Annotated in this window: 24 protein-coding genes; 9 read left to right on the forward strand and 15 right to left on the reverse strand. The window is 66.8% G+C overall.

Translation table 11 applies throughout. The features are described 5' to 3' along the window. Positions 1–104 precede the first annotated feature (104 nt). Both AB0H49_RS01560 and AB0H49_RS01565 read left to right on the forward strand, forming a co-directional pair. Positions 105–1,487 (forward strand): hypothetical protein, encoded by a 1,383-nt coding sequence (locus AB0H49_RS01560; protein ID WP_357245965.1) that lies wholly within the window; start codon positions 105–107, stop codon positions 1,485–1,487. A gap of 78 nt (positions 1,488–1,565) precedes the next feature. Beyond that, on the forward strand, positions 1,566–2,273 hold the full coding sequence (locus AB0H49_RS01565; protein WP_355000168.1) for a siderophore-interacting protein: 708 nt from the start codon (positions 1,566–1,568) through the stop codon (positions 2,271–2,273). 63 nt (positions 2,274–2,336) lie between these two features. Here AB0H49_RS01565 and AB0H49_RS01570 read toward each other — a convergent pair whose 3' ends face one another. Both AB0H49_RS01570 and AB0H49_RS01575 read right to left on the reverse strand, forming a co-directional pair. Continuing rightward, a complete protein-coding gene (locus tag AB0H49_RS01570; protein WP_357245968.1) occupies positions 2,337–4,073 on the reverse strand; it encodes an ABC transporter ATP-binding protein in 1,737 nt (578 codons plus the stop codon). After that, entirely contained in the window at positions 4,070–5,923 is a 1,854-nt protein-coding gene (locus AB0H49_RS01575) for an ABC transporter ATP-binding protein (RefSeq protein WP_357245971.1), read from the reverse strand. The genes AB0H49_RS01570 and AB0H49_RS01575 overlap by 4 nt, the downstream gene beginning before the upstream one ends. A 355-nt stretch (positions 5,924–6,278) precedes the next feature. On the opposite strand from AB0H49_RS01575, the gene AB0H49_RS01580 reads away from it, so the two are divergent. After that, positions 6,279–6,731 (forward strand): TIGR03667 family PPOX class F420-dependent oxidoreductase, encoded by a 453-nt coding sequence (locus tag AB0H49_RS01580; RefSeq protein ID WP_355000171.1) that lies wholly within the window; start codon positions 6,279–6,281, stop codon positions 6,729–6,731. Between the two features lie 192 nt (positions 6,732–6,923). Beyond that, positions 6,924–7,853 carry an RluA family pseudouridine synthase gene (locus AB0H49_RS01585; RefSeq protein ID WP_357245975.1) on the forward strand — a complete coding sequence of 310 codons (930 nt, stop codon included), beginning with the start codon at positions 6,924–6,926 and terminating at the stop codon, positions 7,851–7,853. An 88-nt stretch (positions 7,854–7,941) separates the two neighbouring features. On the opposite strand, the gene AB0H49_RS01590 is transcribed toward AB0H49_RS01585, so the two are convergent. Continuing rightward, a complete protein-coding gene (locus AB0H49_RS01590) occupies positions 7,942–8,349 on the reverse strand; it encodes a hypothetical protein (protein ID WP_357245977.1) in 408 nt (135 codons plus the stop codon). Between the two features lie 214 nt (positions 8,350–8,563). Here AB0H49_RS01590 and AB0H49_RS01595 point away from each other — a divergent pair, with 214 nt between their 5' ends. The 3 genes from AB0H49_RS01595 (at position 8,564) to AB0H49_RS01605 (ending at position 12,963) form a co-directional block, all read left to right on the forward strand. Next, on the forward strand, positions 8,564–9,307 hold the full coding sequence (locus tag AB0H49_RS01595) for a type II CAAX endopeptidase family protein (protein ID WP_357245980.1): 744 nt from the start codon (positions 8,564–8,566) through the stop codon (positions 9,305–9,307). Between the two features lie 212 nt (positions 9,308–9,519). Then, complete coding sequence (locus AB0H49_RS01600) at positions 9,520–10,719, forward strand: NAD(P)/FAD-dependent oxidoreductase (protein WP_357245983.1); 1,200 nt, start codon at positions 9,520–9,522, stop codon at positions 10,717–10,719. A gap of 171 nt (positions 10,720–10,890) precedes the next feature. Further along, positions 10,891–12,963: a hypothetical protein gene (locus AB0H49_RS01605; protein ID WP_357245986.1), complete on the forward strand. Its 2,073-nt coding sequence runs from the start codon at positions 10,891–10,893 to the stop codon at positions 12,961–12,963. A gap of 113 nt (positions 12,964–13,076) precedes the next feature. On the opposite strand, the gene AB0H49_RS01610 is transcribed toward AB0H49_RS01605, so the two are convergent. Both AB0H49_RS01610 and AB0H49_RS01615 read right to left on the reverse strand, forming a co-directional pair. Further along, positions 13,077–15,266 (reverse strand): MMPL family transporter, encoded by a 2,190-nt coding sequence (locus tag AB0H49_RS01610; protein ID WP_357245989.1) that lies wholly within the window; start codon positions 15,264–15,266, stop codon positions 13,077–13,079. A gap of 30 nt (positions 15,267–15,296) precedes the next feature. Next, complete coding sequence (locus tag AB0H49_RS01615; protein WP_357245992.1) at positions 15,297–15,557, reverse strand: hypothetical protein; 261 nt, start codon at positions 15,555–15,557, stop codon at positions 15,297–15,299. A gap of 471 nt (positions 15,558–16,028) precedes the next feature. On the opposite strand from AB0H49_RS01615, the gene AB0H49_RS01620 reads away from it, so the two are divergent. After that, positions 16,029–16,436, forward strand: a complete 408-nt coding sequence (locus tag AB0H49_RS01620) for a hypothetical protein (RefSeq protein WP_357245995.1) — start codon at positions 16,029–16,031, stop codon at positions 16,434–16,436. 78 nt (positions 16,437–16,514) lie between these two features. On the opposite strand, the gene AB0H49_RS01625 is transcribed toward AB0H49_RS01620, so the two are convergent. The 3 genes from AB0H49_RS01625 to AB0H49_RS01635 form a co-directional block, all read right to left on the reverse strand. Next, positions 16,515–17,030, reverse strand: coding sequence for a hypothetical protein (locus tag AB0H49_RS01625; RefSeq protein ID WP_357245997.1), 516 nt, complete (start codon positions 17,028–17,030; stop codon positions 16,515–16,517). A 344-nt stretch (positions 17,031–17,374) separates the two neighbouring features. Then, positions 17,375–17,842, reverse strand: a complete 468-nt coding sequence (locus AB0H49_RS01630; RefSeq protein ID WP_357246000.1) for an NUDIX hydrolase — start codon at positions 17,840–17,842, stop codon at positions 17,375–17,377. 3 nt (positions 17,843–17,845) lie between these two features. After that, positions 17,846–19,081, reverse strand: coding sequence for a helix-turn-helix transcriptional regulator (locus AB0H49_RS01635; protein ID WP_357246003.1), 1,236 nt, complete (start codon positions 19,079–19,081; stop codon positions 17,846–17,848). A gap of 110 nt (positions 19,082–19,191) precedes the next feature. Between AB0H49_RS01635 and AB0H49_RS01640 the strand changes: the two genes are divergently transcribed. After that, positions 19,192–19,632, forward strand: coding sequence for a hypothetical protein (locus AB0H49_RS01640; protein WP_357246006.1), 441 nt, complete (start codon positions 19,192–19,194; stop codon positions 19,630–19,632). A gap of 99 nt (positions 19,633–19,731) precedes the next feature. On the opposite strand, the gene rpsQ is transcribed toward AB0H49_RS01640, so the two are convergent. Genes rpsQ through rplB form a run of 7 tightly spaced genes read right to left on the reverse strand, consistent with a single transcriptional unit; the run spans position 19,732 to position 22,995 of the window. Then, entirely contained in the window at positions 19,732–20,001 is a 270-nt protein-coding gene (gene rpsQ / locus AB0H49_RS01645; RefSeq protein WP_355000181.1) for a 30S ribosomal protein S17, read from the reverse strand. Then, complete coding sequence (rpmC, locus tag AB0H49_RS01650; protein ID WP_011207272.1) at positions 19,998–20,237, reverse strand: 50S ribosomal protein L29; 240 nt, start codon at positions 20,235–20,237, stop codon at positions 19,998–20,000. Before rpmC ends, rpsQ begins: the two co-directional genes overlap by 4 nt. After that, a complete protein-coding gene (gene rplP, locus AB0H49_RS01655) occupies positions 20,237–20,653 on the reverse strand; it encodes a 50S ribosomal protein L16 (protein ID WP_067785334.1) in 417 nt (138 codons plus the stop codon). The genes rpmC and rplP overlap by 1 nt, the downstream gene beginning before the upstream one ends. 3 nt (positions 20,654–20,656) lie before the next feature. Beyond that, complete coding sequence (gene rpsC / locus AB0H49_RS01660; protein WP_355000183.1) at positions 20,657–21,463, reverse strand: 30S ribosomal protein S3; 807 nt, start codon at positions 21,461–21,463, stop codon at positions 20,657–20,659. After that, the gene (rplV, locus tag AB0H49_RS01665; protein ID WP_141807402.1) at positions 21,464–21,865 is read right to left on the reverse strand and encodes a 50S ribosomal protein L22; all 402 of its coding nucleotides are present in this window, start codon (positions 21,863–21,865) and stop codon (positions 21,464–21,466) included. Then, positions 21,862–22,143 (reverse strand): 30S ribosomal protein S19, encoded by a 282-nt coding sequence (gene rpsS / locus AB0H49_RS01670; RefSeq protein WP_067785343.1) that lies wholly within the window; start codon positions 22,141–22,143, stop codon positions 21,862–21,864. Before rpsS ends, rplV begins: the two co-directional genes overlap by 4 nt. A 15-nt stretch (positions 22,144–22,158) precedes the next feature. Further along, entirely contained in the window at positions 22,159–22,995 is an 837-nt protein-coding gene (rplB, locus tag AB0H49_RS01675) for a 50S ribosomal protein L2 (protein WP_067785345.1), read from the reverse strand. Positions 22,996–23,027: the final 32 nt, after the last annotated feature.

Here is a 23,027-nt window from a genome sequence, read left to right on the forward strand (position 1 = left end):
ATTCGTTCGGATGATCACGTCGCGACCTGCTGCCGACGCGCGATGACTCGATCACGCGTCAGGCTCGACCTCGAATCCGTTGTCCGAGCGGAAGCGAGGCAGGTATGTCGCTCATCGACGCGTTGATCCCGATGGCCACGATCGGGTGCGCGGTGCTCGTACTGTGCACCGGCCGGATCGGGCGCGCGCCCGCGTTCGCCGTGCTGGGCGCGCTTGCGCTCGGGGCGGCGATTCAGTTGCTGCTCGAAGGGTTCTACTGGCAGTTCGTTCCGACCTACCTGCTGGTGGGCGCGACCGCGTGGTTCGTGGCGGCGCGGCCGAGCGGGCGGGTCGGCCGGATCGCGGCGCGCGCTGGGATCGGTTTGCTCGTCGCCGCGGCGGCATTCGCGTGGGTTCCGGTGCCGGTACCGACGCTGCCCGCGCCGAGCGGGCCGTATCCCGTTGGCACCGAGACGTTTCGCTGGATCGATCCGGACCGGCCGGAAACCGCGACGGACGACCCGGCCGATCGCCGCAACGTCATCGCGCAGGCCTGGTATCCGGCGGCCGAGCCGACCGGGAACGGCTCGCGTTATCTCGACGGGCACGGCAGGCTGCCGAGTCGAGTCGCCCAAATTCCCAGCTTCCTCATGCGCGGCTACGACCGCATCGACACGCACGGCGATCACCGCGCGTCGCTCGGGCGGGACCGCGAACGCTGGCCGGTGGTGCTGTTCTCGCCGGGCTACGGTGCGCCGCGGGCGTTCTACACCGGACTGGTCACCGACCTGGCCAGCCGCGGGTTCGTGGTGCTCGCTGTCGATCATCCCTACGAGGCGGACGTGACCGAGCTCGCCGACGGACGGATCGCGACGCCGGTACAGGACTTTCCGGCCGACGAGGCCGAGGGTGAGCAATACATGATCAAGCAGCAGGCGGTGCGGGCAGCCGACCTGCGGTTCGTCATCGATCAACTCGACCGGCCCGACGCGCTCGGCCCACGGCTCTCCGGTCGTCTCGACACCGAACACCTCGCGGCCATCGGGCATTCGTTCGGTGGCGCCGCCGCTGCCGCCGCGGCCGCCGACGACGAGCGCGTCCGCGCCGCCGTGAACATCGACGGCACCCTGTACGGCGACCTGCCCGGACGCCCACTGCGCCAACCGTTCCTGCTGGTGCAGAGCGAGTACGCCGAGACGGGACACTCCCCGCAGTTCTTCGATCGCAATGCCGCGCTGCTCGGCGGGCTGCGTTCGGGCGGCTTCCGTTTCGAAATCGGCGACGCCAATCACTACAGCTTCACGGATGTTCCGCTGTTCCTCGCCGCACCTGGGCGGTTCGCGCTGGCGCAGATGATCGGCGGATCGCGCGGCCCCGTGGCGACACAGCGGGTGACCGTGGACATCTTGGTCGCGTTTCTGAGCGGGCCGCTCGGTGGATCAGACGCGGACGTCGTGGCGGCGGCCGGGAAACACCGCGATGTTCGCGGCGGGCCTGTCGGGCGCTGAGCGGGAGTTCGGCCGGGATGCGCCCATTCGGCACCCAGCGGGCGACAACCGAGTTTCGTTAGGCTAACCTCATATCTCATGGGAAGAGGGGCGAACGGCGTCATCCTGAAGGTGTGGCGTGCCGATGACTACCGACTGCGCGTGACGTCGACCGAGGCGATCACCGACAAATACCAGCGGATCGGATTCACCGCGGGCGGGTTGCTCGCCGACCACCCGGTGCACCCGACGCAGTTCATCCGGCTGTGGATCCCGGACGCGGAGACCGACAAGCTGCACCACCGCGGCTACACGATCGTCGACCAGGATCCCGAGGGCGACCACTTCTACATCGAGTTCGCCGTGCACAGCGGCCCGGCCAGCGCGTGGGCGCAGCGGGCGAAGGTGGGCGACGAGATCGAGGCGTCGGTGCTCGGGTCGAAGTTCGAGCTGCCGCAGACGGCGCCGAGCGAATACCTCCTGTTCGGTGACACCGCCTCGCTGCCCGCCATCAACTCCCTGCTCGACGCGATCGGCGACGCACCCGCCCGCGTCTGGCTGGAATGGCAATACGAATCCGACCAGACCCTGCCCGTGCGCAACAAGCCACATCACCAGGTCACCTGGTTGCAGCGTGTGGACGACGGCCGCCTACTGCGCGAACAATCACAGGAAATCTCCTGCGCGGCAGACGCTTTCGCCTGGGTCGCCTGCGACGGCCACACCACCCGATCGATCGTCAAAACCCTCAAGCAGACCCACAACCTGCCGAAAACCCAGCTTAAGTACCAGGCCTACTGGAAGTAAGGCGTATCCGAACGGGCCGCCGCGGAACATCCTCCGCGGCGGCCCGTTCTCGTTGTCGCCGGATCAGACGGCGGCCGGTTCCAACCGCCATCCCGACGCGCGACTGCGCTCGTTCCAGAAGTCGGCGTAGCGACCGCCCCGCGCGAGCAGCTCGGCGTGCGTGCCGCGTTCGACGATGCGACCGCCGTCGACGAACAGGATCTGGTCCGCGTGGGCGATGGTGGCTAGGCGGTGCGCCACCACGATCACCGTCTTGCCCCTGGTGAGCTCGTGCACGCCGCGCACCACCACGGCCTCGCTGTGCGGGTCGAGCGCGCTCGTCGCCTCATCGAGCAGCACGATCGGCGCGTCTTTGAGCAGGGCGCGGGCGATCGAGACCCGTTGCCGCTCACCGCCGGACAGCGCGGCGCCGCCCTCGCCGACCGCGGTGTCGTAACCGTCGGGCAGGCGCTGGGCGATCTCGTCCACCCGCGCGGCCTCGGCGGCGCGCAGCACCTCGGCGTCGGTGGCGTCGAGGCGGCCGATCCGGATGTTGTCCGACACCGACCGGTCGAACAGGTAGACGTTCTGGAAGACCAGCGACAGCTGGTTCAGCAGCGTTTCCGACGGCTGTTCCCGCACATCGCGTTCGCCGACGGCCACCCGCCCGGCGTCCACGTCGTAGAACCGCGCGGCCAATCGCAGCAGCGTCGTCTTGCCCGCGCCGCTCGGTCCGACGATCGCGGTGGTCGTCCCGGCCGGGACGCTGAAGGTGATGTCGGAGAGCACCGGCTCGCCGGGCCGGTAGCCGAAGCTCACGTTGTCGAAGACCACGGTCGGCACACCCGGCGTCACCGGCGAATCGGACTCGGGCAGTGACTTTTCCGCGAGCAGACCCGTGACGCGGTCGACGGCGGCGGCCGCGGAACGCAGACCGTTGCCCAGTTGCGCGGCCTGGTTCAGCGGCTCGATGAACCGCGAGCTCACGGCGATCAGCGCGATCGCGACGGCCGTCGAGACGGCGCCGTCGGTCACCCTCGCGATCACCACGTAGACCAGGACCAGGAACACCGCCTGCACGAACAGCGCGAAGACGATCAGGCTCGGCACCGACGTGAAGACCATCCTGGTGTTCGCCGAACGCTGCTGCCGCAGGGCGCCGTCCAGCGCCTTGTTGCCCGCGCCGACGGCGCCGAACGCGCGCAGCACCGGCTGCGCCTGCGCGAATTCCACCACGCGCGAATCGGCTTCGGCCGCGGCGGCGTGCAGGCCATGGTCGGCCCGCTGGTACGCGCGGTGGGCCAGACCGTTGACGAGGAAGAGCACCGGAGCCGCGAGCAGCATGGCCAGCGCGATCCGCCAGTCGATGAACAGCATGCCGACCGCCACACCGAGCGGGACCACGATGCCGGTGACCACCTTGGCGACCAGATAGGCGACGGCGCCCTGGATCTCGCGCACGTTCTCCACCGTGATCCGCGAGAGCGGCCCGGCGCTCCGGGTTTCGAACCAGCCCAGCGGCAACGCGTTCAGATGGTCGCCGAGCCGGGTTTGCAGACCGCGCTGCATGCCGATCGCGATACGCAGCCCGAGCGCGACCTGGAGGTAACCGAACACCGCGACACCACCGACGGCCACGAGCATCAGCAGCGCCCAGAACCAGGCGCGTCCGAGGTCGTCGTCGAACAGCGCCTCGAGCACCGGAACCAACAGCAGATAAGCGACCGCCTGGCTGATCGCCTGGCCGAGGATGGCGGCGAGCAACCGCGGTGTCAGCGGGGCGAATTCGGTGGGCACCAAGCCCAGCAGTTTGCGAATCATCGGGCCGCCTCACTTTCCACGAGCGAGACCGCGCCGAGGGCCGCCTCGTTGATCCCCCAGAGTCGCTGGTAGGTGCCGCCCGCCGTGTGCAGGCTGCGGTGGTCGCCCTGCTCGACCAGGGTTCCGTTCTCCAGCACCAGAATCCGGTCCACGCCGGTGATGGTGTGCAACCGGTGCGCGATGACCAGCACGGTGCGTCCGGCCACCAGCGCGGCCAGGGCGTCCTGCACCGCCGCCTCGGACTCCGGGTCGGCGAAGGCCGTCGCCTCGTCGAGCACCAGAACAGGTGTGTCGGCGAGCAACGCACGCGCCACCGAAAGACGTTGCGCCTCACCACCGGACAGTGTCGCGTCGACGCCGATCTCGGAATCGTAGCCGCGCGGCAGCGTGTGAATGCGGTCGTGGATCTGCGCGGCGCGGGCGGCCCGCTCCAGCGCGGCGTCGTCCGCGTCCGGGGCGGCCAGCCGCAGATTCTCGCGGATGCTGCCGCGGATCAGCCGGACGTCCTGGAAGACGAAACCGACGGTGCGGTAGAGCTCGTCGCTCGGGTAGTCGCGAATATCACGGCCACCGATGGTGATTCGACCCGAGCCGACGTCGTAGAAGCGGGGCAGCAGCTTGGCCAGCGTCGACTTGCCCGAGCCGCTCGGTCCGACCAGCGCCGTGATGGTGCCGGGCCGCAGCTCCAGGTCGATGTCGCGCAGCACGTCGTGGCCCTCGCGGTAGCCGAACCCGACGGACTCGAAGCGGACCAGGCCCGGTTCGGCACCCGCACTCGGCTCGCCGGGTTCCGGTGCGCCGGAGGCGAGTTCGGGGCTCTGCTGCAACTCGTACAAGCGCTCGGCAGCCGCTCCTGCCGCGCGCAGGGCCTGTCCCCCGTAGCCCAGACCCATCAGCGCGCTGCCCAGACCGAGGCCGACCAGCAGGAAGGGCAGCATGTCGAGCGGAGCCAGCCAGCCCCAGCCGACGCCGGCCAAACCGGCGGCCACGATCACCAGCATGACGCAGACCGGCGAGATCACGATGTCGGCGACCGCCTGGAGCCGGATCATCGGTGTCTTCCAGCGGCCGAAACTGTCGGCTTGGCCGTCCACCGCGTCCTGGAACTCGCGGTGCGCCTTGCCCGCCTGACCGAATGCCCGCACCACCTGGATGCCGTCGACGAACTCGATAGTCGCCTGCTGCACCCGGCGCTCCCAGCGGGTGTAGACCGCGAGGCGGTCCATGTTCTCGCGGTCCATCATCTTGCGGAAAGCCAAGGCGTAAGCGATCAACGGCAGCAGCAGGACCAGCGTCAGCCGCCAGTCCACGGTGAACAGATAGCCGAGCGAGACCAGCGGCACCAGCAGCGCCCCGACGAACTCGAGCCGCGCGTGCGCCACCAGGTAGTGCAGCGCCTCGACGTCGTCCTGGAGGTACTTCTTCACCTCGCCGGAGCCGTGCTCACCGAACCAGCCGAGCGGCACCCTGGTGAGCTTGGCCGCGAGCGCGCGGCGCACGGCGAGCTGGTAGCCGCCGTCCACCAGGTGCGTCCAGGTCAAGGCTGCCGCCTGCAACAGCGCGCGCACCAGAAGCACCAGCATCGCCAGGCCGAACAGCCGCCACACCCGATCGGTGTCCACCGGATCGTCGAGCAGTTCGCGACATGCCTCGACGATCAGCACGAACGGCACGACGGTGCAGACCGAGGCGATCGCCATCACGACGCTGGCGAGCGTCAGCGCTCCCCGCACTGGCGCGAGAATCTCCTTGCGCGCCGTGGCCTGCTGTTGCTTGCGCTGTTTCGCCACCGCCCGCGGCGGCCGGTTCCCCGTCTCCGCCGCTGCGTGCGGCGTGACCTCCACCGTCATATGTCCTCGCCTTTCGACATCCCTGGCGCATCTCGCCGGAAATCCGCCCCATCATCACACAGGAAAATAGGTAAGGCTAACTTTCCCCGACCCTAGGACGAACGGACGCCAGGCGAACGGCGGTCGACCGCCGGTGGCGGCACGAGACCTGGCCTTCCGCTGTTCGACGCGGCGTGGAAGCTTGCGTGCACACCGCTTCGTCTCGACTCCGAAACACCAACGCGGAAACTAGGTTTGCTCGTCATCTACCCGTCTCCCGAGTTGCATGGCGCTCGGCGAACGCGCCGAGCCCTGATCTCCCGACCGGTTTCCAGCCGACCGGAATCGCGGCGCCTGTGGCGGTGTTGTGCCGGACATGACCACAACAGCATCCGATCGTCCCACCGCACCCGTCCTCGACACCGGCACCGAATTCGGCGCCAAAGTCGCCGAACGGCTCGGCCGCGAATCCGTCATCTGGCTCACCACAGTCGGCCCGTCCGGCACGCCGCAGCCCAACCCCGTGTGGTTCCAGTGGCGCGACGGCGAATTCCTGCTGTTCAGCCAGCGGGACAAGGCGAAAGTGCGCAACATCGCCCGCAACCCGCGCGTCTCGCTGAATCTCAACAGCACCGAGTCCGGCGGCGACGTCATGGTGTTCACCGGTACCGCGCGGATCGTCGAGGAGTGGCCGTCCGACGACGAGATCGCCGCGTACAACGAGAAGTACGCCGGGGGGTACGTCGAAATCGGGATGACGGCCGAGGAGTTCTACGCCGAATACTCGGTGCCCGTGCGGATCACGCCGGACCGGTTGCGCGGCTTCTAAAGGAGACCACCCGCCGTCCGTCGCGCCGGGCCGGGTTACACGAGCCCGGCGACCTCGGCTGGCCGGGGCAGGGAATCGACGGAGTCATATGGTCGCATCGCAAGGCGGCCATCTGACTACCGTCGGATCCGGCGGCTCGGAGATCTGGGGCGACGCGGGCCCGGTGAGCAGCGGCGATTAGAGTTGTCGCCGATGAGACGAAGGCAGCAGCCGCCGCTGCCCAAGCGGTACGGCTTGGATCCGGCCCGGCTGCGACTGCCGGAGACGGGCGAGTGGGCGACGATTCGCGACCACCTGGTCGAGCGACTTCCCCGTGTCGCGCCGGAACGCATCGATGAACTCCTGCACGCGGGCGACATCGTCGATCTCGAAGGGCCCATCGCGCCGGACGCGCCTTATGCCCCCGGCGGCGCGGTGTGGTTCCACCGCGACCTGCCGAACGAGACCGACGTCCCGTTCGACATCACCGTCGTACACCGCGACGAGAACCTGCTCGTGGTGGACAAGCCGCACTTCCTCGCCACCATTCCGCGCGGACAGCACATCCGGCAGACGGCGCTGGTCCGGCTGCGCGAGGAGTTGGGCCTGCCCGATCTGGTGCCCGCGCACCGGCTCGATCGGGTGACGGCCGGGCTGCTGCTGTTCATCGTCAACCCGGCTCGCCGCGGGGCGTACCAGACCATGTTCCACCGCCGCGCGGTACGCAAGGAGTACGAGGCGATCGCCCCCTACCGGCCCGACCTCGAACTGCCGCGCACGGTGCGCAGCCGCATCGTCAAGGAGAAGCAGGTGCTCGCGGCCCAGGAGGTCGAGGGCGAGCCCAACGCGGAGACCGTTGTCGACCTGGTCGAGCACCGCGACGGACTCGGCCGCTACCGACTGCGGCCGCTGACCGGGCGGACCCACCAGCTGCGCCTGCACATGAACGGCCTCGGCGTGCCGATTCTCGGCGACGATTTCTATCCGGTCCTCACCGACAAGCCGGTGCACGATTTCACCCGCCCGCTGCAACTGCTCGCCGCGTCGCTCGAGTTCACCGATCCGGTCACCGGGGAACCGCGACGGTTCGAGACGACCCGCAGTCTGCAGGCGTGGACCGACCACGCCGCGTGGTCGGGCTGACAAAAGAAAGGGGGCCGGTCGACGGAACAGGGGATGTCGACCGGCCCGAGCGCCCGCGGTGGTGGCTACGGCACCGCGAGCGCGGCTCTCAGGAACCCATCCAGGCCAGGGGTCCGGCGCCGCAGGTGGCGCTGCCGGTGAGGGTCGGTTCGGCCACGTTCACCTTGATCTCGTAGGCGAGGCCCTGCAGCGCGGCCAGGGTGTGGGTCCCGGACTTCTTCGGCTTCCACTGGATGGTGGCCTCGCCGTTCACCGGCTTGACCGGGCTGCCCGCGATGACGAGCGCGTTGTCGTAGAACCAGACCTCGAACCAGTGGTTCACCTTCGCGGTGATCTGGTAGGTGCATCCCGCCTGGAGGTTGTTGGACGAGACGGTGAGGTTGTCGACCGTCGCGGACGCGTAGGGCGCGGTCAGCACCGCCGCACAGGCCGCCGCGGCCAGCGTCGTGAGGCCGACGCCCAGGCGACGACCGGCCCGGTTCTGGGATCTACTCATTCGGATAACTCCTCTTCGAAACGCACATCGGTGCGAATGAGCGGACTGTATCGACCGTCCAGTTCCCTACGGGCCGGTTTCCGGAAAAAACTGAAACATGTTTCATTCAGATGCAGAACAGCGCCGCCGAGTCGATCTTCGCCGGGTATTCGGCGGCTGTGATCAGGCGCTCAACCGGCGGCGAGCCGCATGACCCGCCCCTACACTGGGCCGGGTGTTTCGAACGGACCTCGAGGAAGCGGCCCAGGCCCGCGGCAAACTGCATGCCTATATCGATGTAGCGGTCGTGATCGTCGTCCTGGCGGGCACCAACCTGATCGCGCACTTCACCACCGCGTGGGCCAACATCGTCACCGTTCCGATCGCCGCGATCGTGCTGCTCGTCCTGGTCCGCAGGCGCGGGCTCGGCTGGGCCGAACTCGGACTCTCCCCCAGGCATTGGCGGCGCGGGTCGCTGTACGCGCTGGCCGCCGTCGGCATCGTCCTCACGGCCGTGGCCATCGGCGCGCTACTGCCGGTGACGCGCCCGTTCTTCCTCGCCGACCGGTACGCCACCATCTCCGGCGCGCTCATCGCGTCGATGATCGTCATCCCGCTACAGACCGTCATCCCCGAGGAACTCGCCTTCCGCGGCGTGCTGCACGGCACCCTCGACCGCGTCTACGGCGCGCGCGGAGTGTTCGCGGCCGGTTCACTGCTCTTCGGCCTCTGGCACATCGCCTCGTCCTTCGGCCTCACCACCAGCAACCGCGGACTCACCGGATTCCTCGGCGGCGGTCTCCTAGGCCAGATCGTCGGCATCCTGCTCGCCGTCATCGTCACCGCCGCCGCGGGCGTCGTCTTCACCTGGCTGCGCCGCCGCAGCGGCAGCCTCCTCGCCCCCATCGCCCTGCACTGGTCCGTCAACGGCGCGGGCGCCCTCGCCGCCGCCCTCGTCTGGCACACAACCCTGGCGTGACCGAGTACAAGCATGCGCTGACGAGGAGTGGGGTTTCCTAACCCTTGGGTGGGTATCGGCGCTTTCGGCGAGCGCACAGTATCGACGCAGCGGATCAGCAACGAGCGCCACAGCACGAAAGTGAGGCGACCACGGGATGACAGCGACCGAGGCCCTGACCGACGAGATACTGGCGAGCTTCGCGAATATCAACGCGATTTGCGAGATCGAACATGCCTCACCATCGCTATGACGTGATCATCGTCGGCGCCAGGTGCGCCGGTTCTCCGACCGCAATGCTGCTGGCCCGCAAGGGATATCGGGTGTTGCTCGTCGATCGGGCGAAATTTCCCAGCGATACGATTTCGACGCACCTGGTGCATCCGCCCGGCGTTGCGGCACTGCGGAACTGGGGCCTGCTCGATCGGCTGATCGGGGCCGGGTGTCCGCCGATCGACAAATACGCCTTCGATTTCGGCGTCTTGACCATCACGGGGGCGCCGGGGACGGCCGACTCCCCGGTCTCGTATGCGCCGCGACGGACCGTGCTCGACGGGCTCCTGGTCGAAGCCGCCGCCGAGTCCGGCGCGGAGATCCGGGAAGCATTCACAGTCACCGAGCTGGTCTTCGAGGGCGAACGCGTAGCAGGCATTTGTGGCCACACCCGCGAGGGAGAGACGGTGACCGAGCGGGCGCCGGTGGTCGTCGGCGCCGACGGTCTGCACTCGCTGGTAGCGCGTACTGTGCGGCCCGACCAATACCTAGACAAGCCCCGGCTGTTGTGCGGGTACTACTCCTACTGGAGCGGACTCCCGATGGGCGGGAGCTTCGAGACCTACGTCCGACCGGAGCGGGCATTCGCGGCCTGGCCCACGAATGACGATCTGACCCTCGTGGTCGGCGGTTGGCCGTTCGCGGAATTCGAGACAAACAAACGAGATCTGGAAGCCAACTTCCTAGCCATGTTCGACTTGGCGCCACCCTTCGCGGAGCGGATTCGTGCGGCCACAAGAGCGGAGCGAATCTTCGGCGCCGCCGTGCCGAACTACTTCCGCAAACCGTACGGACCGGGCTGGGCATTGGTCGGCGACGCCGGCTACAACAAGGACTTCATCACCGCCCAGGGCATCCAGGACGCGTTTCGCGACGCCGAACTATGCAGCGCGGCCCTGGACGAATCGTTCTCCGGCACTCGCTCGTTCGACGACGCGATGGCGGTTTACCAGGCCGCCCGCGACAGCGAGGCGGTACCGATGTACGAGTTCACTACGCAGCTGGCAACCCTCGAGCCCCCGCCGCCGGATCTGGAACGCCTTCTCGGCGCGATTCACGGCAACCAGCAGGCGATGGATTGGTTTGCGCGAATCAATTCCGGAGTCGATTCGCCGGCGGAACTCTTCGAGGAAGCAAACGCGCTCGCCACCGCCGAGTGAGCATCGGGCAAGGGCAACTGACATTCGCTCGGCCGTTCGACCTCGGCGCATGACGCTTCGCGTTGACCGCGGACGGCCGTCGGTTTAGTCTCATCGCGTTCACACATATGTTCGAGCACACTTGTCGACGCCGAGTGATCGGCCCGATATCGGCTCCAGGGAAGGCTCGCGATGCCCGACGAACCGTCGACCGGCAATTCCGAGATAGCGGCACTGGCACAACGGGTCGCGACGGCGCGCGGGAAACTGCCGCTGCAGCACGACACCGCCTTGGTCGAGGTGCTCTCCGATGCCGAGATCGCCGCGGAACGTGAACTCGCCGAGTGGATCCGGGCCCAGCGGCGCGGCCAGCGACGCCGCGCCGTCGAGGACGAGCTCGCCGCCGAAAAGCGCGATCGGCGCACCTCGGCCGCCATCCGTCGCGCCGACGAGGACGACGCGCGCTGGCACCGCCGCGCCCTGGCGGCTCGCCGCCGCGTCGCCAATCAGGATGCGCGACTTGCCCAGCTGTACCGCCGCGCTGAATGGTCCTCGCGAGCGTTGATCGGCGTCGTCATCCTCGGCATGGTGTGGGCGGGCGTCAACGTGCAGCACAACCTCGTGCCCAGCGGCGACATGTCGGATCCGCTGTACTGGCTCAGCTACGGCATCGAGGCGATGATCTCCATTCCGATCATCACCATCATGGTGGTCGCGACGACCGCCGCCCGCTGGGGACGGGAACTGCCGCGCGGCAAGGTGATCGTCTTCGAGGCGGCACTGCTCGGCACCACCATCGCACTCAACACCGGGCCGCACTTGGCCGCGGGCGATCTCGGCAGGGCCGCCGAGTACGCGATCGCGCCCGCGATGGTCGGCGTGGTGATCTGGTTGCACGCGTGGGTCGCGGCCCGATACGCGCAGCTCATCGATAGCGTGCCGATCGTCGACGACACCGCGGTGCCGAAATTGCGCGGGTCTTATCAGGCCGAGGAGTACCGGAGGGCTGTCGCGGAGCGGGAGGGATTTGCGCTCGGCTCCAATGGATTCGGTGCGGGTGACCTGTTCCAGGTGGGCCACTCCCTCGAGTCGGAAAGTGCTGTCGGCGCCGAAACGGCCGCGGCGAAAGGCGGAAACGATCCGCTCGGTGTGCGCGGCGAGACCCGGCTGACATCCTCGAGTAGCGCTACCGCGCCGTCTTCGGGCAGTGAACCGGCATCCACACTTGGTCGAGCCGACCGTCCTTCCGAGAACGACGCGACCGTACCGACCTCGGCGGACGGCAACGGCCCGTCGAGCCGCCCAACCGGTCGACCCGCCGAAAGCGACGCGCCCATACCGGCTTCGGCGGACAGCCACCCCGATCTGTCGATCGGCCGAACCGATCAGCCTGCCGAAAGCACCATAAGCACTTCGGCCGACGACGACTTGCCGGATGCGAACCGGAGAGTCTTCTCGCCGACCGCAGGAAGCGAAACCGGCCCGATGTCCGCGAGCGACCGCGCTGGCGGCGAGCCTGCCACTGACCATGCTCCCCAACCCTCGGCAGCCGATGCCGAGTTGGAAGCCGACGAGAGCCCCAACGCGAGCGAGGATTCCGACACCCACGCTCCTGGACGAAGCATCTCGTACGCCGTCCCGCTCTCCCTGCTGACCGGCGGACTCACCGAAGAGGACGACGTCACACCACCTTCCCACCGCCGCAACGGTTCCAGCAACGGACGCGCCAATCACGCTGCCGCCCAAGCGGTCCCCCTGTCCCAACCGCGACTTCGACCGATCAACGGCACCGGTCGCACCAACGGCAGCGGCCACACCACGTCGATGTGGGCCGGATCCCACGCCCTGAACACCATCGCGTATCCCCAACCGGACGCTCCCGAAGCAACGGATGCCCTGAGCACCGCGGATGCCGTCGATCTCGCCGAGCAACTCACCTTGGAGCCCGAGCCGGAACCCCACCGCCCACGCAGCACCGAGATCATCCTCGCCACCCAGCGCGCCATCGCCGAGGAGGACGCCGAGGACGACTTCGACCAGGAACCGGACAGCGCCGAGGACGAGGTCCGCATGGTCGCCAGGAGCATCGCCGAGCAGGGCCTGTCCAAGCTGCCGGTCGAGCAGATCGCCGACATCCTCACCCTCGCCGACCAATCCTGGTCCGGCACCGGCATCGCCAAGGAAGTGGGCGTTTCCAGCTCCGCGGTCGCCCGCGTCATCGACTCCGCCCACAAGGTCCGCCGCCCCTACGCGACCAACGGCTGAGGCCTGTCCCCCGGCAGATCGGCCCGCGAAGACGTCCGCCACGCCCCACCACCCAAGCCGAAAGGGCTGTTCGCCGAATACTTTCGACGAACAGCCCTTCGGTCCACAGCTCGCTACCGATCGAAGACCGCTTCCACCCGCGTGGCATCGGCGGAGGTCGTGTAGTACGACCCGGATCCGTGATCGGCGCTCTCCGACCCGCCCGACTTCCCGCCGCGGTCACCGTGTCCCGGCCACCAGGCGCGGTGGCCGAGCAGCGCGGTGATCGCGGGCGTGAAGAACATCGCCATCACGAAGGCGGCGATGGCGATGCCGACCGAGATCGCGAAGCCCATCTGGGAGAGCATGCTGTTGCCCGCCAACATCATCGCGGCGAAGGTGCCCGCCAGGATGACGCCCGCCGCGGCGACCGTCGGACCCGTGTGCCGCAGGCTGAGCGCCGCCGCCTCGCGCGGGTCGCGACCCTCGCGGGTCTCCTCGCGGAGCCGGGCGATCATCAGGATGTTGTAGTCGGTGCCGAGCGCGACGACGAACAGATACATGATCACCGGCAGCGTGAAGATCAACCCGGAATCGCCCTGGATGTTCTGGAAGACCAGCACCGTGGCGCCGAGCGTCGCGGCGAAACCGAGGAAGACCGAGGCCATCAGATACCACGGGGCGACCAGGCTGCGCAGCAGCAGTGCCAGCACGATCATGATCAGGATCGCCGCCACCGGGAACACGATGGCGTAGTCGCGGTTCATCGCGTCCTGGAAGTCCACGAACACCGCGGTGATTCCGCCGACCGCCGCCGTCGTGCCCGCGGGCGCCGCGTCGTGCGCCGCCGTGCGCAGCGGTCCGCGGACGGTGTCCAGCGCGGCATCGGATTCCGGCGCGTCGGCGAGAGTCACCTGGAAGTTCGCGATGGCTCCGTCGGCCGACAGCAGCGGCTCGCCGACCATGCTCACGCCGGGTACCTCGGCCAGCGCCGCGCGGTATCCCCGCAGCTGATCCTGGCGCAGCTGCCCGTCCGGCGCGTGCAGCAGCACGTCCGAGGGCTGGGTAGCGCCCGCGGGCATGCCCTTCAGCAATTCCTTGTTGTAGACGACGGATTCGGATGCGTCCGAGGTCGAGCCCGAGCCGAGGTCGAAGGTCGGATTGAACCCGATGGCGAAGACGCTCAGCGCCACCAGCACACCGCCGGAGACGACGGCGAACACCCCGGGCCGGCGCCCCATGGCCGCACCGATCGCGGTGAACCGCGCGCCCTTCGGCTCCACCTGCCACGCCTTCGACGGCCAGAACACCTTCGTCCCGAGCAGCGACACGATCGCGGGCACCAGGGTGAGTCCCGCCACCAGCGCCACAGCGACCGCGATCGCCAGCGCGGGGCCGAGCGAACGGAACAGGCCGAGGGTGGAGAGGGTCAGCGCCATGAAGGCGATGATCACCGCGCCCGCCGCCGAGGTGATGGCTTCGCCGACCCTGGCGACCGCGCTGACCATCGCGGTCTTGGGATCCTCGCCAGCGCGCAGCCGCTCCCGGTACCGGAACATCAGGAACAGGATGTAATCGGTGCCGACGCCGAACAGCACGACCACCAGCATCGAGTTGACCGAGGTATCCATCTCCAAGTCGAATGCCTTGCTCACCATGGCGATCAGGCTGCCGACCATGCTGGAGATACCGCCGATCACGATCACCGGAAGCAGCGCGATCACCGGACTGCGGAAGATGATCAGCAGCAACACCAGAATCAGCAGGATGGTCGCCACGCCGATGATGGCCATGCCCTTTTCGCCGGACTCGGTCTGGTCCAGGGTCTGCGCCGCGGCTCCCGTGATGCCGGCCTTCAGATCGGTGTCGCGCACCTGCTCTTTCAGGCTGTCGCGCAGGCTCTTCACCGCGTCGCCCTGGGTCTTGTCGGAGGCGTTGGTGACCTTGGTCATCTGCACGGCGATGACCTGGATCAGGCGATTGTCCGAGGGCGGCGTCGCCTGAATCCCGGTGACGCCCTTGATGTTCGCACCGCTGAGCTCCGTCGCCGCGGCCGCCACCGCCGCCGCGTTCTGCTCGGTGAGCGGCGCGCCGTCCGCGCGGGCGAAGACGATCAGCGCCGCCGGCGCCGAGTTCTGCGGAAACGCCTTCTCCTGCAACTCCATCGCCTTGATGGACTCGTAATGCGAAGGCAGGAAGCTGGATTGATCGGTGGTCGAGGTGAATTCGGGGGCGGAAGCCACCACCGCTATGGCGGCGATCAGCCACAAGCCGATCACCTTCCACGGGTGATGGACGACGAGACGTCCGAGACGGCCGAACATGCGAGTTCCTTTCGTTGAACCGGGAGCGGCTCAGATGTCGAGGTCTTGGTGACGGCCGTGCTGGGCGATGTCGGCGACGGTGCGGTAGACCCGCACCACCTCGGCGCCGTCCTTGGTGATCTGCCGAGCCTCGGCGAGCCGCCGACCGTGGAAGCACTGGAGGCGCCCGCCGCCCGACCCGGCCTTCAGCACGATCTCCTCCAGATCGTCGGATTTCTCCATGTCGATGGGCGCGGCCTCGATGAGGGCAGGCTCGGCGACTACGTCGTCAGCCTGCTGATCGTTGGTCATTTTGTCCCCGTTTTCATTCGTGAATGCGCATACAGGCATGTTCAACTAGCGGCGAACCCCCATTCGGTCCGTCGTAGTCGGCTGCTGTGCGGTTGTGGATGACGTCGTGCGCGTTCCCCGACACTCGGTACCGACACACTATAAGTAGATGTATACGTATAGCGCAAGAGGTGTGCGATCAGGGCAGATCCGGGGCCAGTCCGGAGACTCCGATGCTGGACAGACCACGATCGCCAAGAGCACCACGAACCCGTTCTTACGGGCTCGAAAGCGGGTCTCAACCGTTCGCCAAGCCCGCCGGTCGATCGTGATGGCCGATGGATATCGCGACGGTGAGACATACGGAGGCCCAGATGATTTCGACAGACATCCGGACGCGACCCCGACCGGCAGTCCGTACCTGGTCGCCGCCGATTACGTCGCGGACGTGGCGACCGCGCAACGACTCGGCCGCGCCAACACACTGACGGTGTGGCGCACACCAAGCTCTGGATCGTCCTGATCTCCGGCCTGTCGATCGGTACCTACCTCGTCGGCAGGTACGTCGACACCTCCTGGTCCGATCCCGGCACCTACCCGATCGGCTGGCTCGGCGTCTTCCTCGCCTGCACCGTGCCCAACCTGATCGTGGCAGCCTGCACCCTCGGTCTGCGCACCACCATCCCGTCCCCACTGGAAAAGCGCTACAGCTACCCCGGCGCTACCTCGTCGCCCACTACCACGACGAGTTCCTCGAGCTGTGGGCCCCGGTCGAAACACAGCACTGTACCCTCCACCCGAATCAAGAAAGTCATCGTCTTCAGCGACGCCATCGTGCTCTACTTCGGCCTGGTCTGCGCTACGCGATGCCGCGCCAACTCGTTCCCGACGCCGCACTGAACATGCTCCTGGCCCACGCGACCAAGCCCGCGCCACACTGACACCCGCCGCCATCGCGGTGAGCGAGATGCGCTTTCTTCAATTCGGGTCCGGTTCCACCTCCGCTCGCGGCCGAACCTCGATGATCAGATCGCCCGCCGAGTCCCGATACCGCACGATCGCGAACCATCGCTGAGGTTTCGGGGTAGCACGCCATCCCAGAACACTGCCGTGGCGCGGACCTTTCGCTGTCATCACAAGGCAATCCGGAAATGCCGCAGCTCCCAAGTCACGCCAACATTCCGGGCATGCCATCCTGTTCAGCGGTAATCGCCGCAGGCGCCACTTGTTGATGGCTTTGTCGTCTCCACAGCGCACCGCGAGCAGCCGATCCTGCTCGAGGACCGGGCAGGCCTCGTCAGAGTGGAAGAGAGCAGGCCTGGACTCGTGCGGCCAGGCGATCGCCCACACCAGGTCGTTCGGTCGCACCGGGTCGTTCACCGGGCGGTAGTTCGCCGGATCTCGCCGTTCGAGCCCCCACCGGTTCAATTGATAGCTGCCCCATTTCTCGGGAGACTCCCATGCCTCCCCCTCCACATCGGCCCACTGGTCCACCTGCCACAAGTATCACGAATTATGCTGGAGCACAGGCACTTACCAAATGTAACAGGATCGCAGCGGGCCATCGTTCCGCCGGACCCACTACGGATGTCCGAGTCCGCACCGGAGCGGCTCGCCGTGCTCTACATCCCGCGCTCCCGAATATCAAGCGGGCCTCGAGGTTCCCGAATCTCAGCCGCGAGAGTGGCCGATTCACAATCGGATCGGCGTCTAAGCCCTGGTTGCCGATCCGCACGTTGCGGCGGCCGCGCACCGTGCGCGTTCACGGCGCTATTGCAGTCGTTTCCATAGTCTGATCAGACAACCTCCGGCACTCACGATCGTATCGGAAAGAGTTTCTACGCCCTCATGATCGGATCGCCATGTTCCAGGTAGATCGTGCGCCCCTTCTCGTACGCGACGTGAGCTTGCCGTATCCGTCGAGACAGTCGCGGGATGACATACTCGTCCAGCTGGTCGATATGGACCCATTCCCAGCGGTCGATTTCCGATTCTTGCAACTGAATCTTGCTCTCGTCCTCTCCGAGCGGACCGCAATCGAATAGGTAGAGGACCTTGTCGCCCTCTTTGGGCGTCGGCGCCCAGTCGTGGACCATCAACCATATTGGGGTGCGGTCGATTCCGAGTTCCTCACGCACCTCACGCGCACAGGCAGCAGCCGGCGCTTCGCCCGGTTCGACGTAGCCGCCGGGGAGATCCCACCCATTGCCGTACGTCTTGTGCACCAGGAGAACCGCGTCTCCTCGCACGAATAGAGCTCCAGCGGCAAGCCTTGCGCTCGCGAACTCACTGCCGATTTCTGTCATGGTCTACCTTACGATCCGCATTCTGTGTGCAAGAGATTCCAGCGCATGGGTTGGACGACCGCGGCTGTTTCGCATCCAGACCAGCACGAGTTGCCTACTGAGGTAGTGGTGCCTGACTTGTTCGGGCGCCATCCGTTCGGCTTCGAGTACGGCGCAAATCGAATCATCCTGTCTACCAGCGAAGTTGAATGCGCGTGCAATGTCGAGGCGATGGCGCACCTGGCGTTCTGTGGGGAGAGCGGAAGTATCCAGCATCGGTCCCAGGTCGAGCGCAATTTGTACGTCACCCAGTTCCATTGCGGTGTTGACTCGATGAATATCAACGTTCGTCGGCCCGAAGGCTGTCCAGAGGTGGTTGCAGTCTCCGCCCAACCTCCCAGCTGTTCGATCAGCTTCGGTCAAGAAGTTCCGCACGACATCTCGACGGCCACTTCGTGCTGCGGCCATCGAGCCGACGAGTAGCAGAGTCCCGTACACCGACAGCAAATCGCTGCGACAACCAGCGAGATGCCTTTCCAAATAGCTTGCGCCGGTCTGCACCAGCTCGATCGCAGGCTGAAGTCGGCCTGTCGACATTATGGTGAAGGCCGTCGATCGCATCAGTGAACCAAGGATCGCCGGATCGCCCGCGTGGTTCGCGGCTACCAACCCACGCTCGGCGGCGTTCCAAGCAAGGTCCGCTTCGCCGAGCTTCGTCAGCACGGATGCTGCCGCTTGATAGCTCAGGGCCAACACTCTGTGCGATCGTTCATCGGCATCCGTCCTTGCACGCGCCAGCGCCGCGGCCAAGAGCGCCGGCAAACGACCAGCGGCGAAGCCGAACTTCGACGCCTGATAAGCGTCGAACACATCGCTGAGATCGCGTTCGAGCGCTGTAATGCCCAGTAGCTCAACGTCACTCCCCCGGGAAGTCAAAGAGGGTACAAGATGCCCGTAGTCCATAAGCGCGGCGCGCAGGGCCGGGACGGTCGAGGTGCCGCTATCAGCGGTCCATTCCAACAGTGTCGGTTCGCCGATCAAATCACCGAGTGAGATGTCTAGCGCGTCAGCCAACAACCGGATCACCGAAAGTCGATCCAGGGATATCCGATTGTTCTCGATCTTGCTCATCCAGTCTTCGGAGCGTCCGACGAGGCCCGCCAAGGCTTCCTGGGACATGCCGCGTCGGCGTCGGTACCAGGCGACCCGCTCACCGACGGTGAGTTCTTGCGTCATTCCGCGCACGACTTCATCTTCCATCTCGGCTGGCAGGGCAGACCGGAAGGAAATTCCGGGGTGTGAAACCGATCCGGGCCGAGGCTACTAGCCATCAGGGCGATTGCGAACGGAATAGAAGGGGCAGGTAACTCGTGAACATCGAATCGGTCGAATCGGCGGTGGGGTGGGCGGCGTACTACCGGCAACGTTTCTATCTTCCCGCTGAGGAGCGCGGCGGGTACGTCATGCTGCCGGTCACGAACGAAGTGGGCTTCGTTCATCTCCCCCAGCCACACGCGGAAAGAGTCCTCGCTGCTCTTCGCGACCAGCAGACCTTCGTACCTGTACTCGCCCGGCATATTCGGTGGAGTTTCGTCACGGCCATCGACTGTTTGCCAGGTCGCCAGATGTTGGACCTGCTTACGCGAGAGAACATCTGCGTACCGGTCGTCGGCAGTGCGCTTATGGTGCCGACGAGTTTCGGGCGATGGACCCGAGAAGGTTCCTACTGGGTGATTCCGCCAACGAGAGACCGCTGCCTGCCGTTGCTTTCAGCGATCGTAACGACAGCCCTTTCGTTATCGAGCAGGTGACTCCCGCGTTTGTGTGCGACAAGCCCCGAAAACGACGACGGCCCGCTTCCCAAACGGGAAGCGGGCCGTTGTGCTTCGACTCTCAGCCGTGGAGCAGGCTTACTTCGCCTTCTCCAGGACCTCGACCAGACGCCAGCGCTTGGTGGCCGACAGCGGGCGGGTCTCCATCAGCTGAACGCGGTCGCCGATGCCGGCGATCTCGTTCTCGTCGTGGGCCTTGACCTTCGAGGTGGTGCGGATGATCTTGCCGTAGAGCGGGTGCTTCACCCGGTCCTCCAGCTCCACCACGATGGTCTTGTTCATCTTGTCCGAGACGACGTAGCCGATCCGCACCTTGCGGCGGCCGCGCACCTCAACGTTCTCGCTCATGCCGCATCTCCCTTGCCAGCGGGTCCGGTGGCCAGACCGAGCTCGCGCTCACGCATGACCGTGTAGATGCGCGCGATCTCGTGACGGACGACGCGCAGACGACGGTTGTTGTCCAGCTGACCCGTCGCCATCTGGAAGCGCAGGTTGAACAGCTCTTCCTTCGACTCACGCAGGCGGGAGACGAGTTCCTCTTCGGTGAGCTCGCGGAGCTCTGCGGCCGGTGTACCGGTAGCCATCAGAACTGCTCCTCCCTGGTCACGATCCTGCACTTCATCGGGAGCTTGTGCATCGCGCGGCGCAGCGCCTCGCGAGCGATCTCCTCGTTCGGGTAAGACATTTCGAACATCACGCGGCCGGGCTTGACGTTCGCGACCCACCACTCCGGCGAACCCTTACCGGAACCCATGCGGGTCTCGGCGGGCTTCTTGGTCAGCGGGCGATCCGGGTAGATGTTGATCCAGATCTTGCCGCCACGGCGGATGTGGCGAGTCATCGCGATACGCGCCGACTCGATCTGCCGGTTGGTGACGTAGGCAGGCTCGAGCGCCTGGATACCGAAGTCACCGAAGGCCACCGACGTGCCGCCCTTGGCCATGCCCGAACGGCTCGGGTGGTGCTGCTTGCGGTGCTTGACCTTGCGAGGCATCAGCATGCGTCAGCCCTCCTGATTCTCTGCCGGAGCGTCCGCCACCGCGGTAGCGGCGGAGCGCCCGGCCTCGACACCGGTCGCGGTGGTGCCGGCGGAACCGGAACGACGCGGGCGGCTCGGCCGCTCCCGGCGCGGGCGATCGCGATCGCCGGCCGGAGCGCTCGCGGCAGTCAGCTCACGCTTGCCACCGACGATGTCGCCCTTGTAGATCCAGACCTTCACGCCGATGCGACCGAAGGTGGTCTTGGCCTCGTAGAGGCCGTAATCGATGTCGGCGCGCAGCGTGTGCAGCGGCACCCGACCCTCACGGTAGAACTCCGAGCGCGACATTTCGGCGCCGCCGAGGCGGCCCGAGCACTGCACACGGATGCCCTTGACGTTCGGCGAACGCATGGCCGACTGGATGGCCTTGCGCATCGCGCGACGGAACGCCACACGGTTGGACAGCTGCTCGGCCACACCCTGGGCAACCAGCTGCGCATCCGACTCGGGGTTCTTGACCTCGAGGATGTTCAGCTGAACCTGCTTCTTGGTGAGCTTCTCCAGCTCGGCGCGGATGCGATCGGCTTCCGCGCCGCGGCGGCCGATCACGATGCCCGGACGCGCGGTGTGGATGTCCACCCGCACGCGGTCACGGGTGCGCTCGATCTCGACCTTCGAGATGCCCGCCCGCTCCATGCCGTTGGCCAGCAGCCGACGGATGGCGACGTCTTCCTTCACGTAGTCCGCGTACTGCTTGTCCGCGTACCAACGCGACTTCCAGTCGGTGGTGATACCGAGGCGGAAGCCATGGGGGTTGATCTTCTGTCCCATTTACTTTGCCCCTCCCTTCCGGCGGCTGCGAGCAGCACCGGCGGTGGGCACGCTCTCGACCTCGATGGTGATGTGGCTGGTGCGCTTGCGGATCCGGAACGCGCGGCCCTGGGCACGCGGCTGGAAACGCTTCATGGTGGCGCCCTCGTCGACGTAGGCCGTCGAGATCACCAGCGTGGCCGGGTTCAGACCGAGGTTGTTCTCGGCGTTCGCCGCGGCGCTGGCGACGACCTTCGCGACCGGCTCGCTCGCGGCCTGCGGCGCGAACTTCAGGATCGCGAGAGCGTCCTCGACTCGCTTGCCGCGGACCAGGTCCACGACGCGGCGAGCCTTCATCGGGGTGACGCGCACGTGCTTGGCGGTCGCCCGGGCAGTGGGGTTCTGAGTCTCAGTCGTCGTCATCGCCGCTTGCTCTTCCGGTCTTCCTTGACGTGGCTCTTGAACGTCCTGGTCGGCGCGAACTCACCGAGCTTGTGTCCGACCATGGACTCCGAGACGAACACCGGGACGTGCTTGCGGCCGTCGTGCACCGCGAAGGTGTGTCCGATGAAATCCGGGATGATGGTCGAACGACGCGACCAGGTCTTGATGACCTGCTTCGTGCCCTTCTCGTTCTGCACGTCCACCTTCGCGAGGAGGTGGTCGTCGACGAACGGGCCCTTCTTGAGGCTGCGTGGCATTTCTTACCTCCTCCTTCAGCGCTTCTTGCCGGTCTTGCGACGGCGGACGATGAGCTTGTCGCTCGGACGGTTGGGCTTACGGGTGCGGCCTTCCGGCTGACCCCACGGCGAGACCGGGTGGCGACCACCGGAGGTCTTGCCCTCACCACCACCGTGCGGGTGGTCGACGGGGTTCATGACGACACCACGGACCGTGGGACGACGACCCTTCCAGCGCATGCGGCCGGCCTTGCCCCAGTTGATGTTCGACTGCTCGGCGTTGCCGACCTCGCCGACGGTGGCGCGGCAGCGCACGTCGACGCGACGGATCTCACCGGAGGGCATACGCAGCGTGGCGTAGGGGCCTTCCTTACCGAGCAGCTGGATGCTCATGCCCGCGGAACGGGCCAGCTTGGCGCCGCCGCCCGGACGCAGCTCCACCGCGTGGATGGTGGTACCGGTCGGGATGTTGCGCAGCGGCAGGTTGTTGCCCGGCTTGATGTCGGCCGTCGGACCGGACTCGATCGGGGTGCCCTGCTGGATACCCTTCGGCGCGATGATGTAGCGCTTCTCGCCGTCCACGTAGTGGAGCAGCGCGATGTTGGCGGTCCGGTTCGGGTCGTACTCGATGTGCGCGACCTTGGCGGGGATGCCGTCCTTGTCCAGACGACGGAAGTCGATCAGACGGTAGGCACGCTTGTGACCGCCACCGCGGTGGCGAGTCGTGATGCGGCCGTGCGCGTTACGACCACCGGTCTTGGTCAGCGGACGAAGCAGCGACTTCTCCGGGGTGGACCGGGTGATCTCGGCGAAGTCCGAGACGCTGGAGCCACGGCGGCCCGGCGTTGTCGGCTTGTACTTGCGAATTGCCATGAGTTCTTCTCTGCTTTCTGGATTCCCGCTCG

Source organism: Nocardia sp. NPDC050713 (genome assembly GCF_040654315.1).
In the GTDB taxonomy this organism is placed as follows: Bacteria; Actinomycetota; Actinomycetes; order Mycobacteriales; family Mycobacteriaceae; genus Nocardia.

Coding starts and splice junctions, on each gene's coding strand:
- AB0H49_RS01590 (WP_357245977.1), bottom strand. CDS start 8,349: ATGAGTAGATCCCAGAACCGGGCCGGTCGTCGCCTGGGCGTCGGCCTC.
- AB0H49_RS01635 (WP_357246003.1), bottom strand. CDS start 19,081: ATGGAAGATGAAGTCGTGCGCGGAATGACGCAAGAACTCACCGTCGGT.
- AB0H49_RS01580 (WP_355000171.1), top strand. CDS start 6,279: ATGACCACAACAGCATCCGATCGTCCCACCGCACCCGTCCTCGACACC.
- AB0H49_RS01615 (WP_357245992.1), bottom strand. CDS start 15,557: ATGACCAACGATCAGCAGGCTGACGACGTAGTCGCCGAGCCTGCCCTC.
- rplP (WP_067785334.1), bottom strand. CDS start 20,653: ATGCTGATGCCTCGCAAGGTCAAGCACCGCAAGCAGCACCACCCGAGC.
- AB0H49_RS01570 (WP_357245968.1), bottom strand. CDS start 4,073: ATGATTCGCAAACTGCTGGGCTTGGTGCCCACCGAATTCGCCCCGCTG.
- rpmC (WP_011207272.1), bottom strand. CDS start 20,237: ATGGCTACCGGTACACCGGCCGCAGAGCTCCGCGAGCTCACCGAAGAG.
- AB0H49_RS01600 (WP_357245983.1), top strand. CDS start 9,520: ATGCCTCACCATCGCTATGACGTGATCATCGTCGGCGCCAGGTGCGCC.
- AB0H49_RS01575 (WP_357245971.1), bottom strand. CDS start 5,923: ATGACGGTGGAGGTCACGCCGCACGCAGCGGCGGAGACGGGGAACCGG.
- rplV (WP_141807402.1), bottom strand. CDS start 21,865: ATGACGACGACTGAGACTCAGAACCCCACTGCCCGGGCGACCGCCAAG.
- AB0H49_RS01565 (WP_355000168.1), top strand. CDS start 1,566: ATGGGAAGAGGGGCGAACGGCGTCATCCTGAAGGTGTGGCGTGCCGAT.
- AB0H49_RS01585 (WP_357245975.1), top strand. CDS start 6,924: ATGAGACGAAGGCAGCAGCCGCCGCTGCCCAAGCGGTACGGCTTGGAT.
- rpsC (WP_355000183.1), bottom strand. CDS start 21,463: ATGGGACAGAAGATCAACCCCCATGGCTTCCGCCTCGGTATCACCACC.
- AB0H49_RS01630 (WP_357246000.1), bottom strand. CDS start 17,842: ATGACAGAAATCGGCAGTGAGTTCGCGAGCGCAAGGCTTGCCGCTGGA.
- rpsS (WP_067785343.1), bottom strand. CDS start 22,143: ATGCCACGCAGCCTCAAGAAGGGCCCGTTCGTCGACGACCACCTCCTC.
- AB0H49_RS01560 (WP_357245965.1), top strand. CDS start 105: ATGTCGCTCATCGACGCGTTGATCCCGATGGCCACGATCGGGTGCGCG.
- rplB (WP_067785345.1), bottom strand. CDS start 22,995: ATGGCAATTCGCAAGTACAAGCCGACAACGCCGGGCCGCCGTGGCTCC.
- AB0H49_RS01605 (WP_357245986.1), top strand. CDS start 10,891: ATGCCCGACGAACCGTCGACCGGCAATTCCGAGATAGCGGCACTGGCA.
- rpsQ (WP_355000181.1), bottom strand. CDS start 20,001: ATGAGCGAGAACGTTGAGGTGCGCGGCCGCCGCAAGGTGCGGATCGGC.
- AB0H49_RS01610 (WP_357245989.1), bottom strand. CDS start 15,266: ATGTTCGGCCGTCTCGGACGTCTCGTCGTCCATCACCCGTGGAAGGTG.